The organism is Chryseobacterium manosquense, from assembly GCF_014623485.1.
In the GTDB taxonomy this organism is placed as follows: Bacteria; Bacteroidota; Bacteroidia; order Flavobacteriales; family Weeksellaceae; genus Kaistella; species Kaistella haifensis.
The window spans coordinates 1,703,833-1,721,012 of the sequence record NZ_CP060203.1; the positions used below are offsets into that span (position 1 = coordinate 1,703,833).

General features: G+C 36.5%; 18 protein-coding genes and 1 tRNA gene. 10 read left to right on the plus strand and 9 right to left on the minus strand.

All coding sequences use genetic code 11. From position 1 onward, the window contains the following. Positions 1-31: 31 nt before the first annotated feature. Both H0S70_RS08125 and H0S70_RS08130 read left to right on the plus strand, forming a co-directional pair. Positions 32-1,480 (plus strand): MFS transporter, encoded by a 1,449-nt coding sequence (locus H0S70_RS08125; RefSeq protein WP_123903493.1) that lies wholly within the window; start codon positions 32-34, stop codon positions 1,478-1,480. Further along, positions 1,470-2,534: a DUF3810 domain-containing protein gene (locus tag H0S70_RS08130; protein ID WP_188320455.1), complete on the plus strand. Its 1,065-nt coding sequence runs from the start codon at positions 1,470-1,472 to the stop codon at positions 2,532-2,534. Before H0S70_RS08125 ends, H0S70_RS08130 begins: the two co-directional genes overlap by 11 nt. 359 nt (positions 2,535-2,893) lie before the next feature. Here H0S70_RS08130 and H0S70_RS08135 read toward each other — a convergent pair. The 6 genes from H0S70_RS08135 to greA form a co-directional block, all read right to left on the minus strand. Further along, positions 2,894-2,967: transfer RNA gene (locus tag H0S70_RS08135), tRNA-Met, on the minus strand. 46 nt (positions 2,968-3,013) lie between these two features. Continuing rightward, a complete protein-coding gene (locus H0S70_RS08140; protein WP_188320456.1) occupies positions 3,014-4,297 on the minus strand; it encodes a TlpA disulfide reductase family protein in 1,284 nt (427 codons plus the stop codon). A 291-nt stretch (positions 4,298-4,588) separates the two neighbouring features. Then, positions 4,589-6,565: a T9SS type A sorting domain-containing protein gene (locus tag H0S70_RS08145; protein ID WP_188320457.1), complete on the minus strand. Its 1,977-nt coding sequence runs from the start codon at positions 6,563-6,565 to the stop codon at positions 4,589-4,591. Positions 6,566-6,656: 91 nt separating this feature from the next. Then, a complete protein-coding gene (clpX, locus tag H0S70_RS08150; RefSeq protein WP_188320458.1) occupies positions 6,657-7,838 on the minus strand; it encodes an ATP-dependent Clp protease ATP-binding subunit ClpX in 1,182 nt (393 codons plus the stop codon). An 80-nt stretch (positions 7,839-7,918) separates the two neighbouring features. After that, a complete protein-coding gene (locus tag H0S70_RS08155; protein WP_123248392.1) occupies positions 7,919-8,308 on the minus strand; it encodes an HIT family protein in 390 nt (129 codons plus the stop codon). A 106-nt stretch (positions 8,309-8,414) separates the two neighbouring features. Beyond that, complete coding sequence (greA, locus tag H0S70_RS08160) at positions 8,415-8,885, minus strand: transcription elongation factor GreA (RefSeq protein ID WP_188320459.1); 471 nt, start codon at positions 8,883-8,885, stop codon at positions 8,415-8,417. Positions 8,886-8,985: 100 nt separating this feature from the next. Here greA and H0S70_RS08165 point away from each other — a divergent pair, with 100 nt between their 5' ends. The 5 genes from H0S70_RS08165 to H0S70_RS08185 all read left to right on the plus strand — a co-directional run bounded on the left by H0S70_RS08165 (position 8,986) and on the right by H0S70_RS08185 (position 11,703). Further along, a complete protein-coding gene (locus tag H0S70_RS08165) occupies positions 8,986-9,435 on the plus strand; it encodes a hypothetical protein (protein WP_188320460.1) in 450 nt (149 codons plus the stop codon). A gap of 22 nt (positions 9,436-9,457) precedes the next feature. Then, on the plus strand, positions 9,458-9,907 hold the full coding sequence (gene dtd / locus H0S70_RS08170) for a D-aminoacyl-tRNA deacylase (protein ID WP_123248389.1): 450 nt from the start codon (positions 9,458-9,460) through the stop codon (positions 9,905-9,907). 105 nt (positions 9,908-10,012) lie between these two features. After that, positions 10,013-10,519, plus strand: a complete 507-nt coding sequence (locus H0S70_RS08175) for a hypothetical protein (protein ID WP_148041163.1) — start codon at positions 10,013-10,015, stop codon at positions 10,517-10,519. A gap of 19 nt (positions 10,520-10,538) precedes the next feature. Beyond that, positions 10,539-11,321, plus strand: coding sequence for an alpha/beta fold hydrolase (locus H0S70_RS08180; RefSeq protein WP_188320461.1), 783 nt, complete (start codon positions 10,539-10,541; stop codon positions 11,319-11,321). A 16-nt stretch (positions 11,322-11,337) separates the two neighbouring features. Then, a complete protein-coding gene (locus H0S70_RS08185; protein WP_188320462.1) occupies positions 11,338-11,703 on the plus strand; it encodes a DUF1304 domain-containing protein in 366 nt (121 codons plus the stop codon). A gap of 16 nt (positions 11,704-11,719) precedes the next feature. Here H0S70_RS08185 and H0S70_RS08190 read toward each other — a convergent pair whose 3' ends face one another. Further along, positions 11,720-12,727 carry a DHH family phosphoesterase gene (locus H0S70_RS08190; RefSeq protein WP_188320463.1) on the minus strand — a complete coding sequence of 336 codons (1,008 nt, stop codon included), beginning with the start codon at positions 12,725-12,727 and terminating at the stop codon, positions 11,720-11,722. Positions 12,728-13,022: 295 nt separating this feature from the next. On the opposite strand from H0S70_RS08190, the gene rpmH reads away from it, so the two are divergent. Together rpmH and H0S70_RS08200 are read left to right on the plus strand one after the other, a co-directional pair. Then, a complete protein-coding gene (gene rpmH, locus H0S70_RS08195; protein ID WP_034701860.1) occupies positions 13,023-13,181 on the plus strand; it encodes a 50S ribosomal protein L34 in 159 nt (52 codons plus the stop codon). Between the two features lie 177 nt (positions 13,182-13,358). Beyond that, on the plus strand, positions 13,359-14,069 hold the full coding sequence (locus H0S70_RS08200; protein ID WP_055041602.1) for a cell division ATP-binding protein FtsE: 711 nt from the start codon (positions 13,359-13,361) through the stop codon (positions 14,067-14,069). 136 nt (positions 14,070-14,205) lie between these two features. On the opposite strand, the gene H0S70_RS08205 is transcribed toward H0S70_RS08200, so the two are convergent. Next, positions 14,206-15,162, minus strand: a complete 957-nt coding sequence (locus tag H0S70_RS08205; RefSeq protein WP_188320464.1) for an acetyl-CoA carboxylase carboxyltransferase subunit alpha — start codon at positions 15,160-15,162, stop codon at positions 14,206-14,208. Positions 15,163-15,211: 49 nt separating this feature from the next. Beyond that, positions 15,212-16,726, minus strand: coding sequence for a glutamate--tRNA ligase (gene gltX, locus H0S70_RS08210; RefSeq protein ID WP_188320465.1), 1,515 nt, complete (start codon positions 16,724-16,726; stop codon positions 15,212-15,214). Between the two features lie 95 nt (positions 16,727-16,821). Here gltX and H0S70_RS08215 point away from each other — a divergent pair, with 95 nt between their 5' ends. After that, on the plus strand, positions 16,822-17,166 hold the full coding sequence (locus H0S70_RS08215; RefSeq protein ID WP_188320466.1) for a phosphomannose isomerase type II C-terminal cupin domain: 345 nt from the start codon (positions 16,822-16,824) through the stop codon (positions 17,164-17,166). The last annotated feature ends 14 nt before the right edge of the window (positions 17,167-17,180 follow it).

Genomic DNA, 17,180 nt, shown 5'->3' on the forward strand with positions numbered 1-17,180 from the left:
GGTTATATTTGTTTTTAAGAAATTATAATAAATGTCAACAAACTATTCTAAAAAAACCAATTGGGGACAGTTCGTGCCGTTGGTAACCGTGTTTTTCTTCTGGGGATTTGTTGCTGCGAGCAACGATATTTTGATCCCGGTATTCAAAAAAGCCTTTAACCTCTCACAATCCCAAAGCCAGTTGGTGTCCGTTGCATTTTATGTTGCCTACACCGTTGGTTCTTTGATTTACATGTTTATATCGAAAGCCATAAAACAGGATGTGGTAAACAAAATTGGTTACAAGAATGGTTTAATTGTAGGACTTTTGATTTCTGCCGCAGGAACACTCTTATTTTATCCCGCCGCAAATATGGGCTCTTTTCCGCTGATGATTTCAGGATTGTTTATTGTTGGACTTGGCTTTTCACTACAGCAGATTGTTGCGAATCCGCTCGCTATTGAAGTAGGTCCCACCGAAACCGGTTCTCAGCGTTTAACGATGGCAGGAGGAATTAATAATTTCGGAACCACGATAGGACCACTGATCGTTTCGTTTGCGATTTTCGGCTCCGCATCAGCGGCAAATACTGAAGCGAGTATTGAATCGGTGAAAGTACCTTATCTGATTTTAGGTGCAGCATTTGTTTTGGTTGCTATCCTTTTAAAATTTTCTTCACTACCAAAAGTCACTCCAACCATAACAGAAGATACAGACGATGCTGTACCTGGCGAACACCGAGATTCTGCACTGAAATATCCACAACTGGTTTTAGGAATGATTGCGATTTTCGTTTATGTGGGCGTCGAAGTTTCGACCGCAAGTAATTTACCGGCCTATATGGAAAAGTCACTCGGATTTTCCACCAAAGATATCGCACCCTACGTTTCTTTGTACTGGGCATCACTTATGATAGGCCGTTGGACGGGTGCGGTTGACGCCTTTGATATCACCGCAGGTTTCAAGAAAATTTTAAGATTCCTGGCACCTTATCTAGCATTTGGCGTATTCCTTCTTGTGAATGCCATCGCAAAACACGATTTGTCTCATTTCTATATTTATGGTGTAATCATTTTAGTAATGATCATTGCGGACATATTAAGTAAAGGAAATCCAGCAAGAATGCTTCTGATTTTCTCCTCAATGGGAATCCTTTCCCTGGCTATCGGGATGATGACTTCAGGGATGACTTCTGTTTATGCCTTTACCAGTGTGGGACTTTTCTGCTCTACGCTTTGGCCATGTATTTTCGCATTAGCGATCAACGGTTTAGGAAAACACACCAACCAAGGTTCGGGTTATCTTATCATGATGATTATGGGAGGTGGAATTATCTCCTGGATTCAAGGAATGCTTGCGGATATGACGAATATTCACTTCAGTTATATCGTAGGAATTTTGTGCTTTGCTTATCTGGCGTTTTATGCAATTCGTGTAACCAAAATTCTGAAAGCGCAGGGAATCGAACTTGATCATGTGAAAAGCGAAAGTGGCCACTAAACAGAATTATAGTAAGAAAAAAAGGTTTTGGGCGGGTATTCTACTTGCCCAATTTCTTTTGTTCTACTTATTCTCGAAAATACCTTTTTTCATCAACGTGTTCTCGAGTTTTTTTGAATGGCAAAAGACAACTCATCAAAAACTATTTGCGCCAATACCATTTTCTGTAGGTGATATTTTCTATGTTATTTTAGCAGCAACGATTCTTATATTTCTATTTAAAATTTTAAAGAAGAAAACCCGAAACACTTATTTAGTAAAGCTTTTAGTCATTTTAAATTTGGTTTATTTCAGCTACCAAATTTTCTGGGGACAGCTCTACTTTCAGAAACCCCTAATCGAAAAATTACCACCAGAAGAAATCTCTTTGGAAGAAACAAAATCTTTAACCTTAAAATACCTTAATCTTTGTAAACAGACCCGTGAATTGGTAAAAGAAGACGAAAACGGGGTTTTCAAAATACAGGATTTATCAACGATAGAATCCGAAATTCTGTCTCAACAAAAACAGTTTCCCAAGTTTCTCAACGGGAAGAAAAGCACAACAATCAATAATTTCAAACCCAGTTTATTTCGCATAATTATGAGTTATAGCGGGATTTTGGGTTACTATAATCCATTTACCGCAGAAGCGCAGTACAATGCAGAATTGCCCTCCACTCATATTCCTTTTACTTTGGCTCACGAAAGTGCGCATCAATTGGGTTTTGCCAGAGAGCAAGAAGCCAATTTTATCGGTTATCTTTTAGGCAAAAATTCCAAAAATTCGGAATTGAAATACAGTGTTGAGTATTTTGTTTTGAGGTCTTTATTGAACTCATTAGTAGAAAAAAATCCTCAATTTGTGAAGAAAGTACTTGAAGATTACTCACCTGCGATGAAAAGAGATCGAATTCATGAAAAAATGTTTGCCCAAAAACACGATGGAATTCTTTCAATTTTCTTCGACCTCAGCAATGATCTATTCCTGAAAAGCAACCAACAACAAGGTAGCATCACCTACTCCTATTTTGTAGATTTGATGGTGCGTTACGAGAGACTGAACAAGTCATAAAAACAAAAAAGAATCGCATCTTGCGACACGATTCTAAAAACACAAATGATGAAAAAAAATTTATTGTCTTTTTGATAATTGACATCATCTTTAAGACGGCGTAAAAGTAATACTAATCTATAAACTGACAAAATTATTGGCGCAAAAACTATCACAAACTGTGTTAAAATAAATTTTCCTCCTAAAAATTTTAAGCAAAACCAAATAATATCAAGAAAATTAATCTTAAAATAAAGATTCAACAACCAAATTCGAAAAGAAAATCATTTGAATTCCCGAATAATTTTCACGGCTATTTTTGGAACCAAAACATGGTTTCTGTAAACTAAAAAAGCCCAGCAAATGCTGAGCTTTTTTTGTAGCGAAGACGGGAATTGAACCCGTGACCTCAGGGTTATGAATCCTGCGCTCTAACCAACTGAGCTACCTCGCCATTAGAGTGGTGCAAAGATAAAAATATTTTGGAATGTAGCAAAAATTTAATTCAATTTTAAATAGGAAATTACATCTGCTGCATGATCCGGTTTTGCAATAATCTTATTATTAGAATCCAAAACAAAGTAAGTAGGCGTTGCTCTCACATTGTAAGTCTCTGCAAATGAGCTATACCAACCTTTAAGCTCGGTATCATTAATCCAAGGAAGACTTTTCACTTTAGCATCGTAATTTGCTTTTTCAGAATCCAGAGAAAACGCAATAACTTCGGCATTTTGGGATTTTATCGCATTATATTTTTCGATAAGCTTCGGAAGTTCTGCTTCGCAGTGGGAGCAAGTTGACGACCAGAAAACTATAATCTTCTTACTTGCCTTCACATCCGCAATCGATTTCGCAGTGGTATTGGTCGGGTTTTGAAAAACATAATTAGGAAAAGTTGCCCCTAGTTCGGTGTTTTTATTGGTTGCAATGGTGTTACTCAACCGATCATTGATGGTACATTTTAGATTTTTAGCTTCGGTAAGATATTTCTCCTTCAAATCTGCCATACCATAAGTATCAAAAATCTCGATCAATTCCGACAAAATGGTTTGTCCGCGAGGAGTTTCCAAATTTACTGCTTTTAATAATTTATCGACATCGTTTGCAACATTTGTACTTGGTCCAACATTCAAATACGCCATCAAAACAGGCCTCAATAGTGAAGAAGTTTCAAGCATATCATTGGAATTGCTTAGATAATGAATGATTTCATCATGAGTAATGTCCTTTTTAGCAGTAGTTTTATCTAAAAACTTGGAGTAATTGGAATTATAGTACTGTACGAATGGGTATTTACTGAGATCCGCAACGCTTAAAGAAAGTCTCGCAATCTCATCATTTAGGGCTTTTCTAAAGCTTGTAGAGCTATCGTAATAATCTTTTATTTGAACCAAAGCAGGCAAAATATACTCTTTTTTCTGTTGAACATCTTGCAAATTATTCATTACAAAATTACTTTCATCCAAATATTGCACATTGGTGATTTTGCCTTTATCAGAATCGAATTTTAGTTTTACATCTTTGTTTTCGGCGATGAAATTCAGTGAGATATTCCCTTCCGGAAAATACAGTTTCAGCATTCCTGTATAAGGTTTTTCCACTTTAAATTGCCAAGTATTCCCTTTTCTGATTTCTTTGGTATTTAAAACATCTTTAGAGCCATTTAAGGTATAAAGATATACTTCCTTTGGGGTAAATGCTGCCGGAGCTTCAATATCTATTTTAAATTGCGCAGATAATGAATTCAGCGCAAGCAAACTCATAATTCCTAAAATTTTTTTCATAATGTAAATATAAAAAAACTCACCGGAATTCGATGGGGTTGTAGGGTTATAAATTGCTTATACAATTTTTTTTCTCGTTTTGTAATAATAATAGTACATAAATAATATAGCTGCAACTGCCAAAATATATACATACATATCAATTGGTGAAGCAGGAGCTCCGGGACCTACACCTCCACCCCCTCCTGGTGGGGACGGCGGGTTAGTAGGCTGAGCCCTATATAATGTTCCAATCGCTACGAACAGGAAGAATAGAATTTTACTAAATAGTTTCATAGTTTGTGTTTTATGTTATCTTACAATTTTGGAACTAATTTTTTCACCCTTGTCTGATACAGCTGTTACAATATAAGCATTGTTGTGTTTTGCAAGATTCAAGACATAATCTTTGTCTGCTAACACTTTTTTCTCGGCAAGTATTAACTTACCACTCATGTCATACACCTGAATATCGGCTGTCTTCCAGTTAGGGTCAAAACGGACCACAAAATTATCAATTAACTGATGATAAACTACTTTAGTACGCGATGGTTTAGCAGATCCATCTGTACCCAAAATACCTTTGGGTTTTCCGTAGAATAAGCTGTATCGATCAGAAATTACAGGAACCACCTGATTCTGTACAATCTCCATCGTTTCACCATTCGATGCTTTATAATAGAAGCCTGTACCAGTAGATATTTGATGTACTCCATTCTCAATCAGTTCAGTATTCTCTCTAATTTCGAATTTCAGTGATTTGATACCGCTATTATATAGCGCTAAAGGAATCGCTTTTCCTGAAAAATCATTTTCATTGGCTTCATTAATATACAGCCAGTAAGCGTTGACATAATTCATATCGTAACCACCATTTACTGCGTCTTCCTCAAATGTACCAATGATATTCTGTCCTCCTAAAATTGACTGCGTTGTAGGATAGGAAGTATGACCTGTAACTGCAGAAGGATAAACTGCATAATATGTCCTAGCAAGTTCATTACCATCAGCATCTAAAGCAATTACACCAAGCTGTTTCACTGTACCACTAGCATCCGTCCCTCTACCAGCATTTACAGAATAAGGAGTTCCGCCGACTCTGGGAGTTGATTTAAACCTCCTTAAATTATCGAAGTTTAAAGTTTTATTAGTACCTGATTCAGCATCATTATTTCTAAGTTTAACGACGAAAGTCTGCATCGGTTTGATTACAAGACCTACGTCACCAACGGGAACTGGGTTACCAGAGGTAAAATTTATATATTTAGCCCCTGATGAAAATGTACCGCTTGAAAGTGTAACTACCGTACCAGGATCATAGCGGATCCCTTGAACAGATGGTATTGCATTGTTATCTGTAACCGCGCCAGATTCAGTGATTCCGATGAATCCTAAATCCAGATTGGTCAGGTAAGGATTACCAAACTGATATATATTTCGGCCGAAAGTAGATACTGCCCAAGGATTTGCAGGAGCTACCGGATAATCCCAGTCATCCTGAAGATAAGAATTATAACGTTCGTTATAGGAGTTTAATGCATTCCCGGTTGCGCCAAAATTAACACCATTTGCGGCATTAATTAATTTCTCGGTTACACCGTTTGTAAAAGGAATTCCCTTTAAGGTATATACACTACCTGCAGGTGCTGGTGCATTGGCAGGCATTGATGCAGGTGGATTTGCTGAATCAAACCCATTGGAACCAAGCATGTAATACGTGGTACTTTTAGGAGTTAAAGATGAAACACTAAGATTATCTGATACAGCAGTTAGATTATTCCAAGTAAGTACCTCATTTTTTGAATATCTGACATTAGAGAATGTTTTTCCCAATGTACCAATACCAGTCCCCGAAAGTGTTGATATTGCTTTATTGTAAAATGGCAGTGCAATCTGCTGGTAAGTACCGTGTTTACCTGCTCTGTATTCTTTATCAACTATTGCGGAAATGTTGCCCTGCGAAATACCGTTAATGTAAAGCTGACCATACGTAGATGCAGCATATCCGGCAGGATTATTAAGTCTCAGAATAATGTTACCTCCGTCGGTTTTATTACCTGTTCCCGCATTATCCAATGTTTTTAAAACATCAGTGGAAGCGCCTTCAATCATGACATTTCCCCTAACATCTAAAATACCGTTTCCTTTAGTCTGTAAACCGCCCCCATTATAAACAAGCGCGCTTTCACCGACATAAAATACACCCGAATTGTCCACATGGACCATGACCTGGGCTGTACTGTGTAAACTTAACGCCAAGAGCGCCACAGTTAGTAGATTTTTTTTCATTTTATGTGTGTTTGTGTTTTATCAAATAAGTAATTATTCAAAAACAAAGATATTAATTAATTTTTTAATATAAAATAAATAGCCAAAAATCTTAAAACTTAATATTATCGCGGGTCAGCACAATTTCATTGCTTGCTTCAATATCGAACATATAATCTTCCAGAACCTTCTCCGTAGTGCCGCGCAAACCTCTTGCACCAAGGCCTTTTTCCATGGTTTCTTCCACAATTTTTTCTATCGCTTCGTCGGTGAATTTCAATGTAACACCATCCATTTTGAAAAGCTCCACAAACTGATTGATGATCGAATTTTTCGGCTCTTTCATTATGCGAATCATTGTTTCTTTCGTGAGCTTGTCGAGATAAGTCACAATTGGAAATCTCCCTAATAATTCCGGAATCAAGCCGAATTTTCTCAAATCGATTGCATTCAGTTGGCTCAAAATATACTCATCATCTTCCGTTTTGGCCATTTTTTCAGCACTGAAACCAATGGCTTGCTTATTGAGACGTCTTTCAATGATTTCTTTAATTCCATCAAAAGCTCCACCAGCAATAAACAATATATTTTGGGTATTTACCTGAATATATTTCTGATCGGGATGCTTTCTGCCGCCTTGTGGCGGTACATTTACAATGCTTCCTTCCAACAATTTCAGCAATCCTTGCTGTACACCTTCACCGGACACATCACGCGTAAGACTCGGATTATCGGATTTTCTTGCAATTTTGTCGATTTCATCAATAAAAACGATTCCTTTTTCTGCTTTTTCCACATCATAATCAGCGACCATCAGTAATCTAGAAAGAATACTTTCCACATCTTCCCCAACGTAACCCGCTTCAGTTAAAATAGTTGCGTCTACGATACAAAACGGAACATTCAGTTCCTTAGCAATCGTTTTTGCTAAAAGCGTTTTTCCGGTTCCTGTTTCACCGATCATGATGATATTCGATTTTTCAATCTCTACTTCTCGGTTTTCGGTTTTGGCATGAAGAAGCCTTTTATAATGGTTATAAACCGCGATCGAAAGCTGTTTTTTCGCCTGATCTTGACCAATTACAAATTGATCAAGATGTTCTTTTATTTCTTTTGGTTTTTTTAAATCTTCCATACTATCAGCTGGTGAAAAGCCTTGTTTTTGGGCATTTTCAACCACAATAGCGTGTGCTTGCTCGATACAGTTTTCGCAGATAAAACCTTCGTTTCCAGAAATCAATATTTCTACCTCTTTGCGTTTTCTTCCGCAGAAAGAGCATTGGTTTGAATTCATATATCTTTAATAATAAGTGTAAGAATGTTTGTTTTTAAAAAAATTTTGTCAAAGTTTTTCGACCTTGACAAAATAATATTTTATAAATTGATGATTGTATTTTGTATTTCCTTGTATTCATCACCCGAAAGTTTCAGTCTTTCGTTTTTGAAGTTCATATCATCCATTTTATCGATCGGAATCAAATGAATATGTGCATGAGGAACCTCCAAACCTACCACTGCAACTGCTATTCGTTGATATGGATAGGCTTTTTCGAGTTTTTTGGCAACGGTTCGTGCAAAACTCCATAAGTTTTTAAAATCCTCATTTTCCAGATCGAAAATAAAATCGGTTTCCTTTTTGGGAATCACCAAAGTATGTCCTTTTACCAAAGGCATTGCATCTAAAAAAGCCAAATGCTGCTCGTCTTCAGCAATTTTGTAGGATGGAATTTCACCCGCAATAATTTTCGTGAAAATAGAACTCATTACTTTTAGATTTTAATTTTTATTTTTTTTGATGCTACAAATTTAAGGTTTAAATAAAAATTGAGGTGGAAGTTTTGTGAAATTTTTCCATCTGAAAATCACTTTTTTACAAAGTAATTTCCAAAACTTCGAAAGAAAGTTTGTTCCCGTTTGGCAAAACGATATCAGCAGTTTCGCCTACAACTTTTCCTAAAAGTCCTTTAGCAATCGGTGTATTAACCGAAATTTTCCCAGCTTTCAGATCGCTTTCGTTATCAGGTACCAAAGTGAATTTCTGCTCAGCTTTGGTCGTATTATTTCTCAATCGAACTGTTGTCAAGATAGAAACTTTCGAAGTATCAAGCTGGGTTTCATCAATTACTTTCGAGTTGATAATCAAGTCTTTTAACTTTGAAATTTTCATTTCCAACATTCCTTGGGCTTCTTTGGCAGCGTCGTATTCTGCGTTTTCAGAAAGATCGCCTTTATCTCTTGCTTCAGCAATTTGCTGGGTGATTTTTGGTCTTTCGATGGTTTCCAGTTGTTCCAGCTCAACTTTCATTTTATCCAAACCATCTTTGGTAACATAACTTGCCATAATTTTCTTTAATTTGCGTTAGTATAAAAAAATAATCCGACATTTGCCGGACAATGATTTCTGTTTATATTCGTTTTACAAATATATAAATTTATTTTAAATGAAAAGAAACATTTCGGTTCTAATTTTATCAATAGTACTCATTTTCAGCGCTTTAAATACAACTTCATGTTCAACTCGCGAGGAAACCGTGAGTTGCTTTCCGAATGTACCTATTAACGTTGTTCTTAACCTCAATTTGCCTGCTTATTATAATCTTCAGAATGTAAACGGATGGATTTATGTGAATGAACAAGAATCCGGAACCCGCGGATTAATCGTGGTAAGAACCACTACCGGTTTTAAAATTTACGACCGAAATGCACCTCATCTTTGTCCCGACAATTCGACAACCCTGGAAGTTCAAAACAACATCAAAATAATTTGCCCGAAAGATGGTGCAGAATGGATTTTGATTACAGGCCAACCTACCAAAGTTGCGCAAATTGCTCCCAAAACCTATCGATACAATTTCGATTCAGCCACAGGAACACTTTCTATTTTTGATTAATTTTTTAAGCTATTTAATTTCCATGAAGATCGTTATTCAAAGAGTTACGGAAGCTAATGTAAAAGTTGAAGGAAAAATTGTTGGTGAAATAACTAAAGGTTTACTTTTATTGATCGGAATTGATGAAGAAGATGAAAAAACCGACGCCGATTGGCTGGTTCAAAAAATCTTAAACCTAAGAGTTTTCGGTGATGAGGAAGGAAAACTGAACCTTTCCGTAACCGATATTTCCGGAGAAATCCTCTGCATCAGCCAATTTACCTTAATCGCCGATTACAAAAAAGGAAACCGCCCATCTTTCATCAAAGCCGCAAAACCCGACAAAGCTATTCCTCTTTTTGAATATTTTAAAGCTGAAATCGCAAAATCCGGATTGAAAACCGAAAGCGGAATTTTCGGAGCCGATATGAAAGTTTCTTTACTCAATGACGGTCCGGTAACGATTGTGATGGATTCCAAAACCAAATCGTAATCTCAATCAAAACAATCAATTTCATCCTTGAATTTCCATTTTCGCAAAAAAACATGGAATGTTTAGATTTTTACCTAAATTTGAATCATTCGATTATGAATGATTATGAAAAAAAACATCCTTATCCTCTGCAGTATTTTATTACTCTCCTGCTCCAAAAAAGAAGGCGAATTCACCAATACCAAATCCGACAGTAGTAAAATCATTGATTCTCTCAACGCTGTCAGAAGCCAAATCAACGACAGCATCAAACTAAAAAACGAACAAAATCGTTTTGCAGACCTAAGTGGAAATCATCAGTTAAAGTTCAGTTCAGATGCAATTTCGTCGTTCACTGGAAGTGCAAAATTCGAAAAAATCGGAAGAGACGAATATTCCGTTTCGGGAAAAGCAGCTTCAGGGAAAAACACTTTAACAATCGAAGGAAAAATCTCTCGGGTATCCGATAAACACCTGAATTTTGAAGGAAAAATCAACCAAAATATTCAGGGAGAAAAATATACGCGAACCAAAAAAACAACATTTTTCGACGAAGGGAAAGGAAAATTCTGGCGTTTGCAAGATAAAGTGAACAGCTCCGGATTTGTGGATTATATTGACATTTATTTTTAAACCAATTTAAATTAAGACCATGCTGCATTACGAAATATCCGGAAAAGGAAAGGAAAATTTGGTTCTACTCCACGGTTTTATGGAAAATTTGATGATTTGGGAAGACCTAGAAAAATACCTTTCCAAAGATTTTACTTTAATAAAAATTGATTTGCCGGGACATGGTTTATCTAAAATTTACAGTGAAATCCACACCATGGAACTGATGGCAGAAGAAGTGAAAAAAGTCACCGACAAGCTCGGTTTGAAAGAATTTCACCTTCTTGGACATTCGATGGGCGGTTACACATCGCTGGCTTTTGCAGAGAAATTTCCGGAATTTTTGAAAAGTTTCACATTGTTTTTCTCTAGTTATTTTCCGGACGATGAAGAGAAAAAAGAACAGCGCAGGAAAAGTTTGAGGATTATTCAGGAAGCATTTCCCAATTATGTTCGAGCGGGAATTCCCAATTTATTTAATGAAAATGAAAAAGATATTTTGGAAGGAAAAATAGAACTTGCCAAAGAAATCGCACTTTCCACTAAAAATGAAGGCGCCCTCGCCGCTGTAAAAGGCATGATCGAACGAACCGATAAAACATCGGTAATGCAAAATTTCTTAGGAAAAATTTTGGTCATCGCAGGAAAACACGATAACGCTGTAAAAACCGACGTTTTATTGAAAAATCTTCCGGACAGAACCAATATCAAATCCTATCTATTGGATTGTGGCCACAACGGACATTGGGAAAAACCGGAAATCTGCGCAGCAATCATCAATACCGAACTCCTTCATAATCTCCCGAAAAACCTCATTTTCTAAATAAGAACATTAAAACATGGAAATCTTATCAAAAATATTAATCGGATTAGTCGCGAGCGAGCATCTTTACATTTTATATATGGAAATGTTTACATGGGAAACTTTGGGCAAAAAAACTTTTAAAGGCTCCTTAAAAGATGAACTTTTCAAACCAACAAAAGGTTTGGCGGCAAACCAAGGTTTGTATAATGGATTTCTTTCTGCGGGATTAATTTGGTCATTCTTCATCGAAAACGAAACATGGTCGCAAAATGTAGCAGTATTTTTCTTGGGATGTGTAATTGTAGCGGGAGTTTATGGAGCTTTGACAGCTTCGAAAAAGATATTTTTCGTTCAGGCATTACCGGCGATTATTGCATTGGCGGTGTTATTGTTGAAGTAAACTATATATCCATAAATTAAAACTCCTCCGCTTCAATTTTTTCTTTAAAATCTTCGATAGTTTCTTCAATTGATTTCATGTATTTCCCGCCCGCTGCGTTGATATGACCGCCGCCATTAAAGTATTTTCTTGAAAATTGATTTACATCTACTTGATCTTTGGAGCGGAACGAAATTTTAATAAAATCTTCGTACAAATCTTCCATGAAAAAAGCTGAAACTTGGGTTCCCATAATACTTAAACCGTAATTTACGAAACCTTCGGTATCACCTTTTTGGAAACCGAATTCTTTCAATTCATCTCTTTTCAGCCAAAGAATTGCCACTTTACCATCTTTTACCAATTCTATTCTCCCTAAAATTAAAGAAAGCAAGTGAAGTCGAGAAACTGTGTTGGTATCTAAAGTATTAGATGTAATCATCGAAGGTTCTGCTCCTTTTTCAATTAAATCTGCTACAATACGATGGGTAGTTGCGCTCGTGGAACGAAAACGAAAACCTCCTGTATCCGTCATAATCCCGGTATACAAACATTCCGCAATATCTTTGTTTACTTTTTCTTCTTCATTTAATTGCTGGATAAAATGGTACACCATCTGCGAAGTTGCTGGAATTGTAACATCCGAGTACACAAAATCGAATTGATCGGGTTGTTGATGATGATCGATCAGAATTTTCTTCGCCTTAGCCTTTTCAATCCATGGACCTACGAGATTTCCACTTCTGTGTGAAGCATTAAAATCTAGAATAAAAATTACATCCGCATGATAAATCGCTTCTCCAGCCTGTTTTCTTTTGTAATCCGCAATGATGATTCTTTTGGATTCGGGCATCCATTTCAAAAATTTCGGAAAATCGTTAGGAACGATTACCTCTGCGTCCAGACCTTTTTGCTTCAGAAAATGCTTCAGCCCCAAACTCGACCCGATGGCGTCTCCATCTGGATTGTAATGAGTTATGATAACAATTTTATTCTCTGGTATAAGTAATTTTTGAATTTCTGAAATTTCCGAAGCAGTAAACATATTTCTCTATAATTTTGAACGACAAAGATATGTTTTTTGTTCTGAGAGATTACAACGAAAATAGTATTAAAAGGCATTTAACAAATCTACAGAAACCCACAAAAACTATTTTCGACAAGAAAAAAATAATTTTTCAAAGCACCCAAAACTCGGCGTGATACCGCTCACCGAAATGAAAATTTTACCGAAAGCTATTATTTTATAAAATATCTAAAATATATTTGCAGAAAATAAAAACTTTCCTATCTTTGCAATCTGAAAAATAAGAGATAGTTTTTACTAAAAAATATAAGCAATGAGCAAGAGAACATTCCAACCATCAGAAAGAAAGAAAAGAAACAAACACGGTTTCAGAGAAAGAATGTCAACCCCAAACGGTAGAAGAGTTTTGGCGGCTAGAAGAGCAAAAGGTAGAAAGAGCTTAACTGTAAGTGCTGCGCGCGCTAAGAGATAATCTCAGAAAATCATCATATACAAATATGCTTGAAAATAACTTTTTCAGGCATTTTTTGTTGTTAAAATTTGCCAAAATTTAGCTAAACGAAAAAGTTTTCTTTATTTTTGAAGGGCTAATCAACTTACGCATTCTATGCGAAATCTGATTAAAATTTATCTTTAATATTTATACCATATGCCACATTCATCTCACGAAGGACAAAATGTAATCCATCTGAAAAATGCCAAAATAGCTCAGAAAAATTTCACTGTACTTAATGATGTAAACCTTAATATCAAACAAGGAAGATTTTGCTATCTGATTGGGAAGACAGGTTCCGGAAAAAGTTCATTACTGAAAACCCTTTACGGACACATCCCAATTTCTGCAGGTCACGGTAATGTAGCAGGTTTCGATCTCGAAAAACTTCGAGCTTCCGACGTGCCCAATTTAAGACGAAAATTAGGCATCGTTTTCCAAGATTTTCAATTGCTTACGGACAGAACTGTAGAAAAAAATCTGCGTTTTGTACTAGAAGCTACAGGCTGGAATGACAAAACCAAAATTGATGACCGAATTAATGAAGTGTTAGGAAGCGTGGGGATGAAATCGAAGAAACACAAAATGCCTCACGAACTTTCCGGTGGTGAACAACAGCGTATTGCGATTGCGAGAGCGCTTCTGAACCATCCAGAATTGATCCTTGCAGATGAGCCTACCGGAAACTTAGATCCTGAAACTTCCAACGAAATCATGACGCTTCTGAAGCAAGTTGCTTTTGAAAATAATTCAGCGGTTGTAATGGCAACTCACGATTATCACATGATCCAAAACTTCCCAGGTGAAGCGATTCGCTGCGAAGACGGAAGAGTAACCGTGCTTAATACTGCGGAACTTTTCGAATAAAATTCAATTGATATTTAAATAGAAATCCTGTAATTATTTTACGGGATTTTTTTTATTTAAATTTTGGCTAAAGCCATTGAAAATATTTCATAAAAAAAACGGACCAAAGCCCGTTTTACTGATTTATAAAATATTTTTATCCTTTGAATTGTCCCATTGCAATAAATTTTTCTTGCCTTTGAGTTTCCAATTCTTTTCCTGAAAATGTTGAAAAAGCTTTAATATTTTGCAAAATTGAAGCTTTTAAATGATCATAAGCAACTTGTGGATCATAATGCGCACCACCAAGCGGTTCTTCTACAATTCCATCGATAAATTTTTCTTTCAAAGCATCTTGCGGAGTCAATTTTAACGCATTCGCTGCGTCTTCTTTATGATCCCAATTTCTCCAAAGAATTGAGGAACAACTTTCAGGAGCAATTACTGTGTACCAAGTGTTTTCCAACATATAAACCTTGTTTCCAACACCGATTCCCAATGCTCCCCCACTCGCTCCTTCGCCAATGATATAAACAAAAATCGGAGTTTTCAGCATGGTCATTTCAAAAATATTTCGAGCAATTGCTTCACCTTGTCCGCGCTCTTCAGCTTCCAGACCAGGATATGCTCCAGGAGTATCAACCAATGAAATCACTGGAATTTTGAATTTTTCCGCCAATTTCATTAAGCGAAGTGCTTTTCTATATCCTTCCGGATTACTCATCCCAAATCTTCGGAGTTGTCTTTCTTTCGTAGTTCTCCCCTTTTGGGTACCGATAATCATTACTCTCTGTCCATCGATAGTTGCCAAACCACCGACCATTGCAGGATCATCAGCAAAATTACGATCTCCGTGAAGTTCAAGAAAGCTATCTTTATCGGTAATTCCCTTAATGAAATCTAATGTATAAGGACGATCCGGATGGCGTGAAAGCTGAACCCTTTGCCAAGGCGTGAGGTTTCCGTAAATCTCCTTTTTCTTTTCTATAATTTTATCTTCGATTTGCGAGCAAGCCAATTTCACATCTACTCCGCTTTCTTCGCCTACCAATGAACAAGTTTGATACTGATCCATCAGCTCTTTTATGGGAAGTTCAAAATTTAAGTATTCCATTTCTTTAGTTAAGAATTAATCTTTCAAATTTAATAAAAATTATAGAAAATTAGCCGATATTATTCGCTGCATTTTTTATTCTCTCGATGCTTTCCTCTTTTCCAAGAATTTCGAGAATTTCCGGAACATCGGGACCTTTCAGTTCGCCTACCAAGCTCAAACGAAGCGGCATCATCACTTTGCCCATACCAAGACCTTTTTCTTCTGCTAAATCATGGATGGATTGTTTAATTGCAACGGCTTGAAAATCTGTAAGGTTTAATAATTTTTTAGAAAAATCATTCAAAATCGCAGGTGTTTCTTCATTCCAAGCTTTTTTCACTGCTTTTTCATCATAAGAATTTGGTGCTTCAAAGAAGAATTTTCCTTCATTGTAAATATCTTTAGCAAAAGTTGCCCGATCTTTCATCAATGCGATAACTTTTAATAATTTTTCATCGCTTGATCCATCCAAATTAATTCCTTCAGCTACTTTTAATAAAGATAAAACCTCTTCATCGGATTTTGATTTAAGATATTCGTGGTTGAACCATTCTGCTTTTTCTTTGTTGAATCTTGCGCCGGCTTTATGAACTTTATGCAGATCAAACTCTTTGGTCATTTCCTCTAAAGAAAGAATTTCTCGGTCATTTGCAGGGCTCCAACCCAGCAACGCGACCATGTTAATGAAAGCTTCCGGAAGATATCCTTCTTCACGATAACCTTTAGAAATAGTACCCGTTTCGGGATCTTTAAAATTCAAAGGAAATACCGGGAAACCAAATTTATCGCCATCTCGCTTGCTGAGTTTTCCTTTCCCTTCAGGCTTTAAAATCAACGATAAATGTGCGAATTCCGGTCTTTCCCATCCCATTGCTTCATACAAAAGATAGTGCAAACCGAGAGAAGGCAACCACTCTTCACCACGAATAACGTGCGTGATTTCCATTTCGTGATCATCAATAATATTGGCAAAATGATAAGTTGGCATTCCATCGTTTTTTACCAAAACTTTATCATCCAAAGTATTTGTATTTACTGAAGTCTTTCCACGAATAATATCTTCCAAATTGAGCACACGATCGACCGGCATTTTGAAACGTACCACATAAGGTACTTTTTGATCCAATAACTTCTGAACTTCCTCTTTAGAAAGGGTAAGCGAGTTTTTCAAACGGTTTCTTGTGATATTATTATAGGCAAAGACATCACCATTTTGTTCGAATTCTTTGCGAATTTCATCCAATTCTTCCGGCGTATCGAAAGCGAGGTAAGCATAATCGGTTTTCAGGATTTCAGCTAAATATTTATCATAGATATCGCGTCTTTCAGATTGTCGGTAAGGCGCAAATTTCCCGCCGTGTTTAGGGCTTTCATCCGGGATGATTCCGCACCATTCCAGTGCTTCCATTATGTATTCTTCAGCACCTTCCACATATCTTGCAGTATCGGTATCTTCAATTCTCAACACGAAATCTCCGCCTTGGTTTTTAGCGAAAAGATAATCATATAACGCAGTTCTCACTCCACCTAAATGTAAAGGCCCGGTTGGACTTGGCGCAAAACGCACTCTTACTTTTCTCATTATTGTTCGAAATTTAGGGTGCAAATTTAAGGAAAAAATGAGTGTTGAGAGAATTTGACATATTTTATTTAGTTTTGCAATAAATTTGAACGAAAATGTTAGAAATCGGCGAAAGACCTTGGGGAAAATATTATGTTTTGGCAGATGAGCCGCATTATAAATTAAAAAGAATCGAGGTCAATCCAGGGCAAAGACTTTCATATCAATATCATCATCACCGCCAAGAATTCTGGACGGTAATCGCCGGTGAAGCAATTGTAGTTCTTGATGAAGTAGAACATACCGTAAAATATGGTGAAAGCATTTTCATCCCACTTGGTGCGAAACACCGGATTGAAAACCGAACCTTAGAGCTGCTGGAATTTGTTGAAGTACAAACCGGAACTTATTTCGGTGAGGATGATATTGTGCGGATTCAGGACGATTACGAAAGAAGGTAAAAATTGTGAAAAAT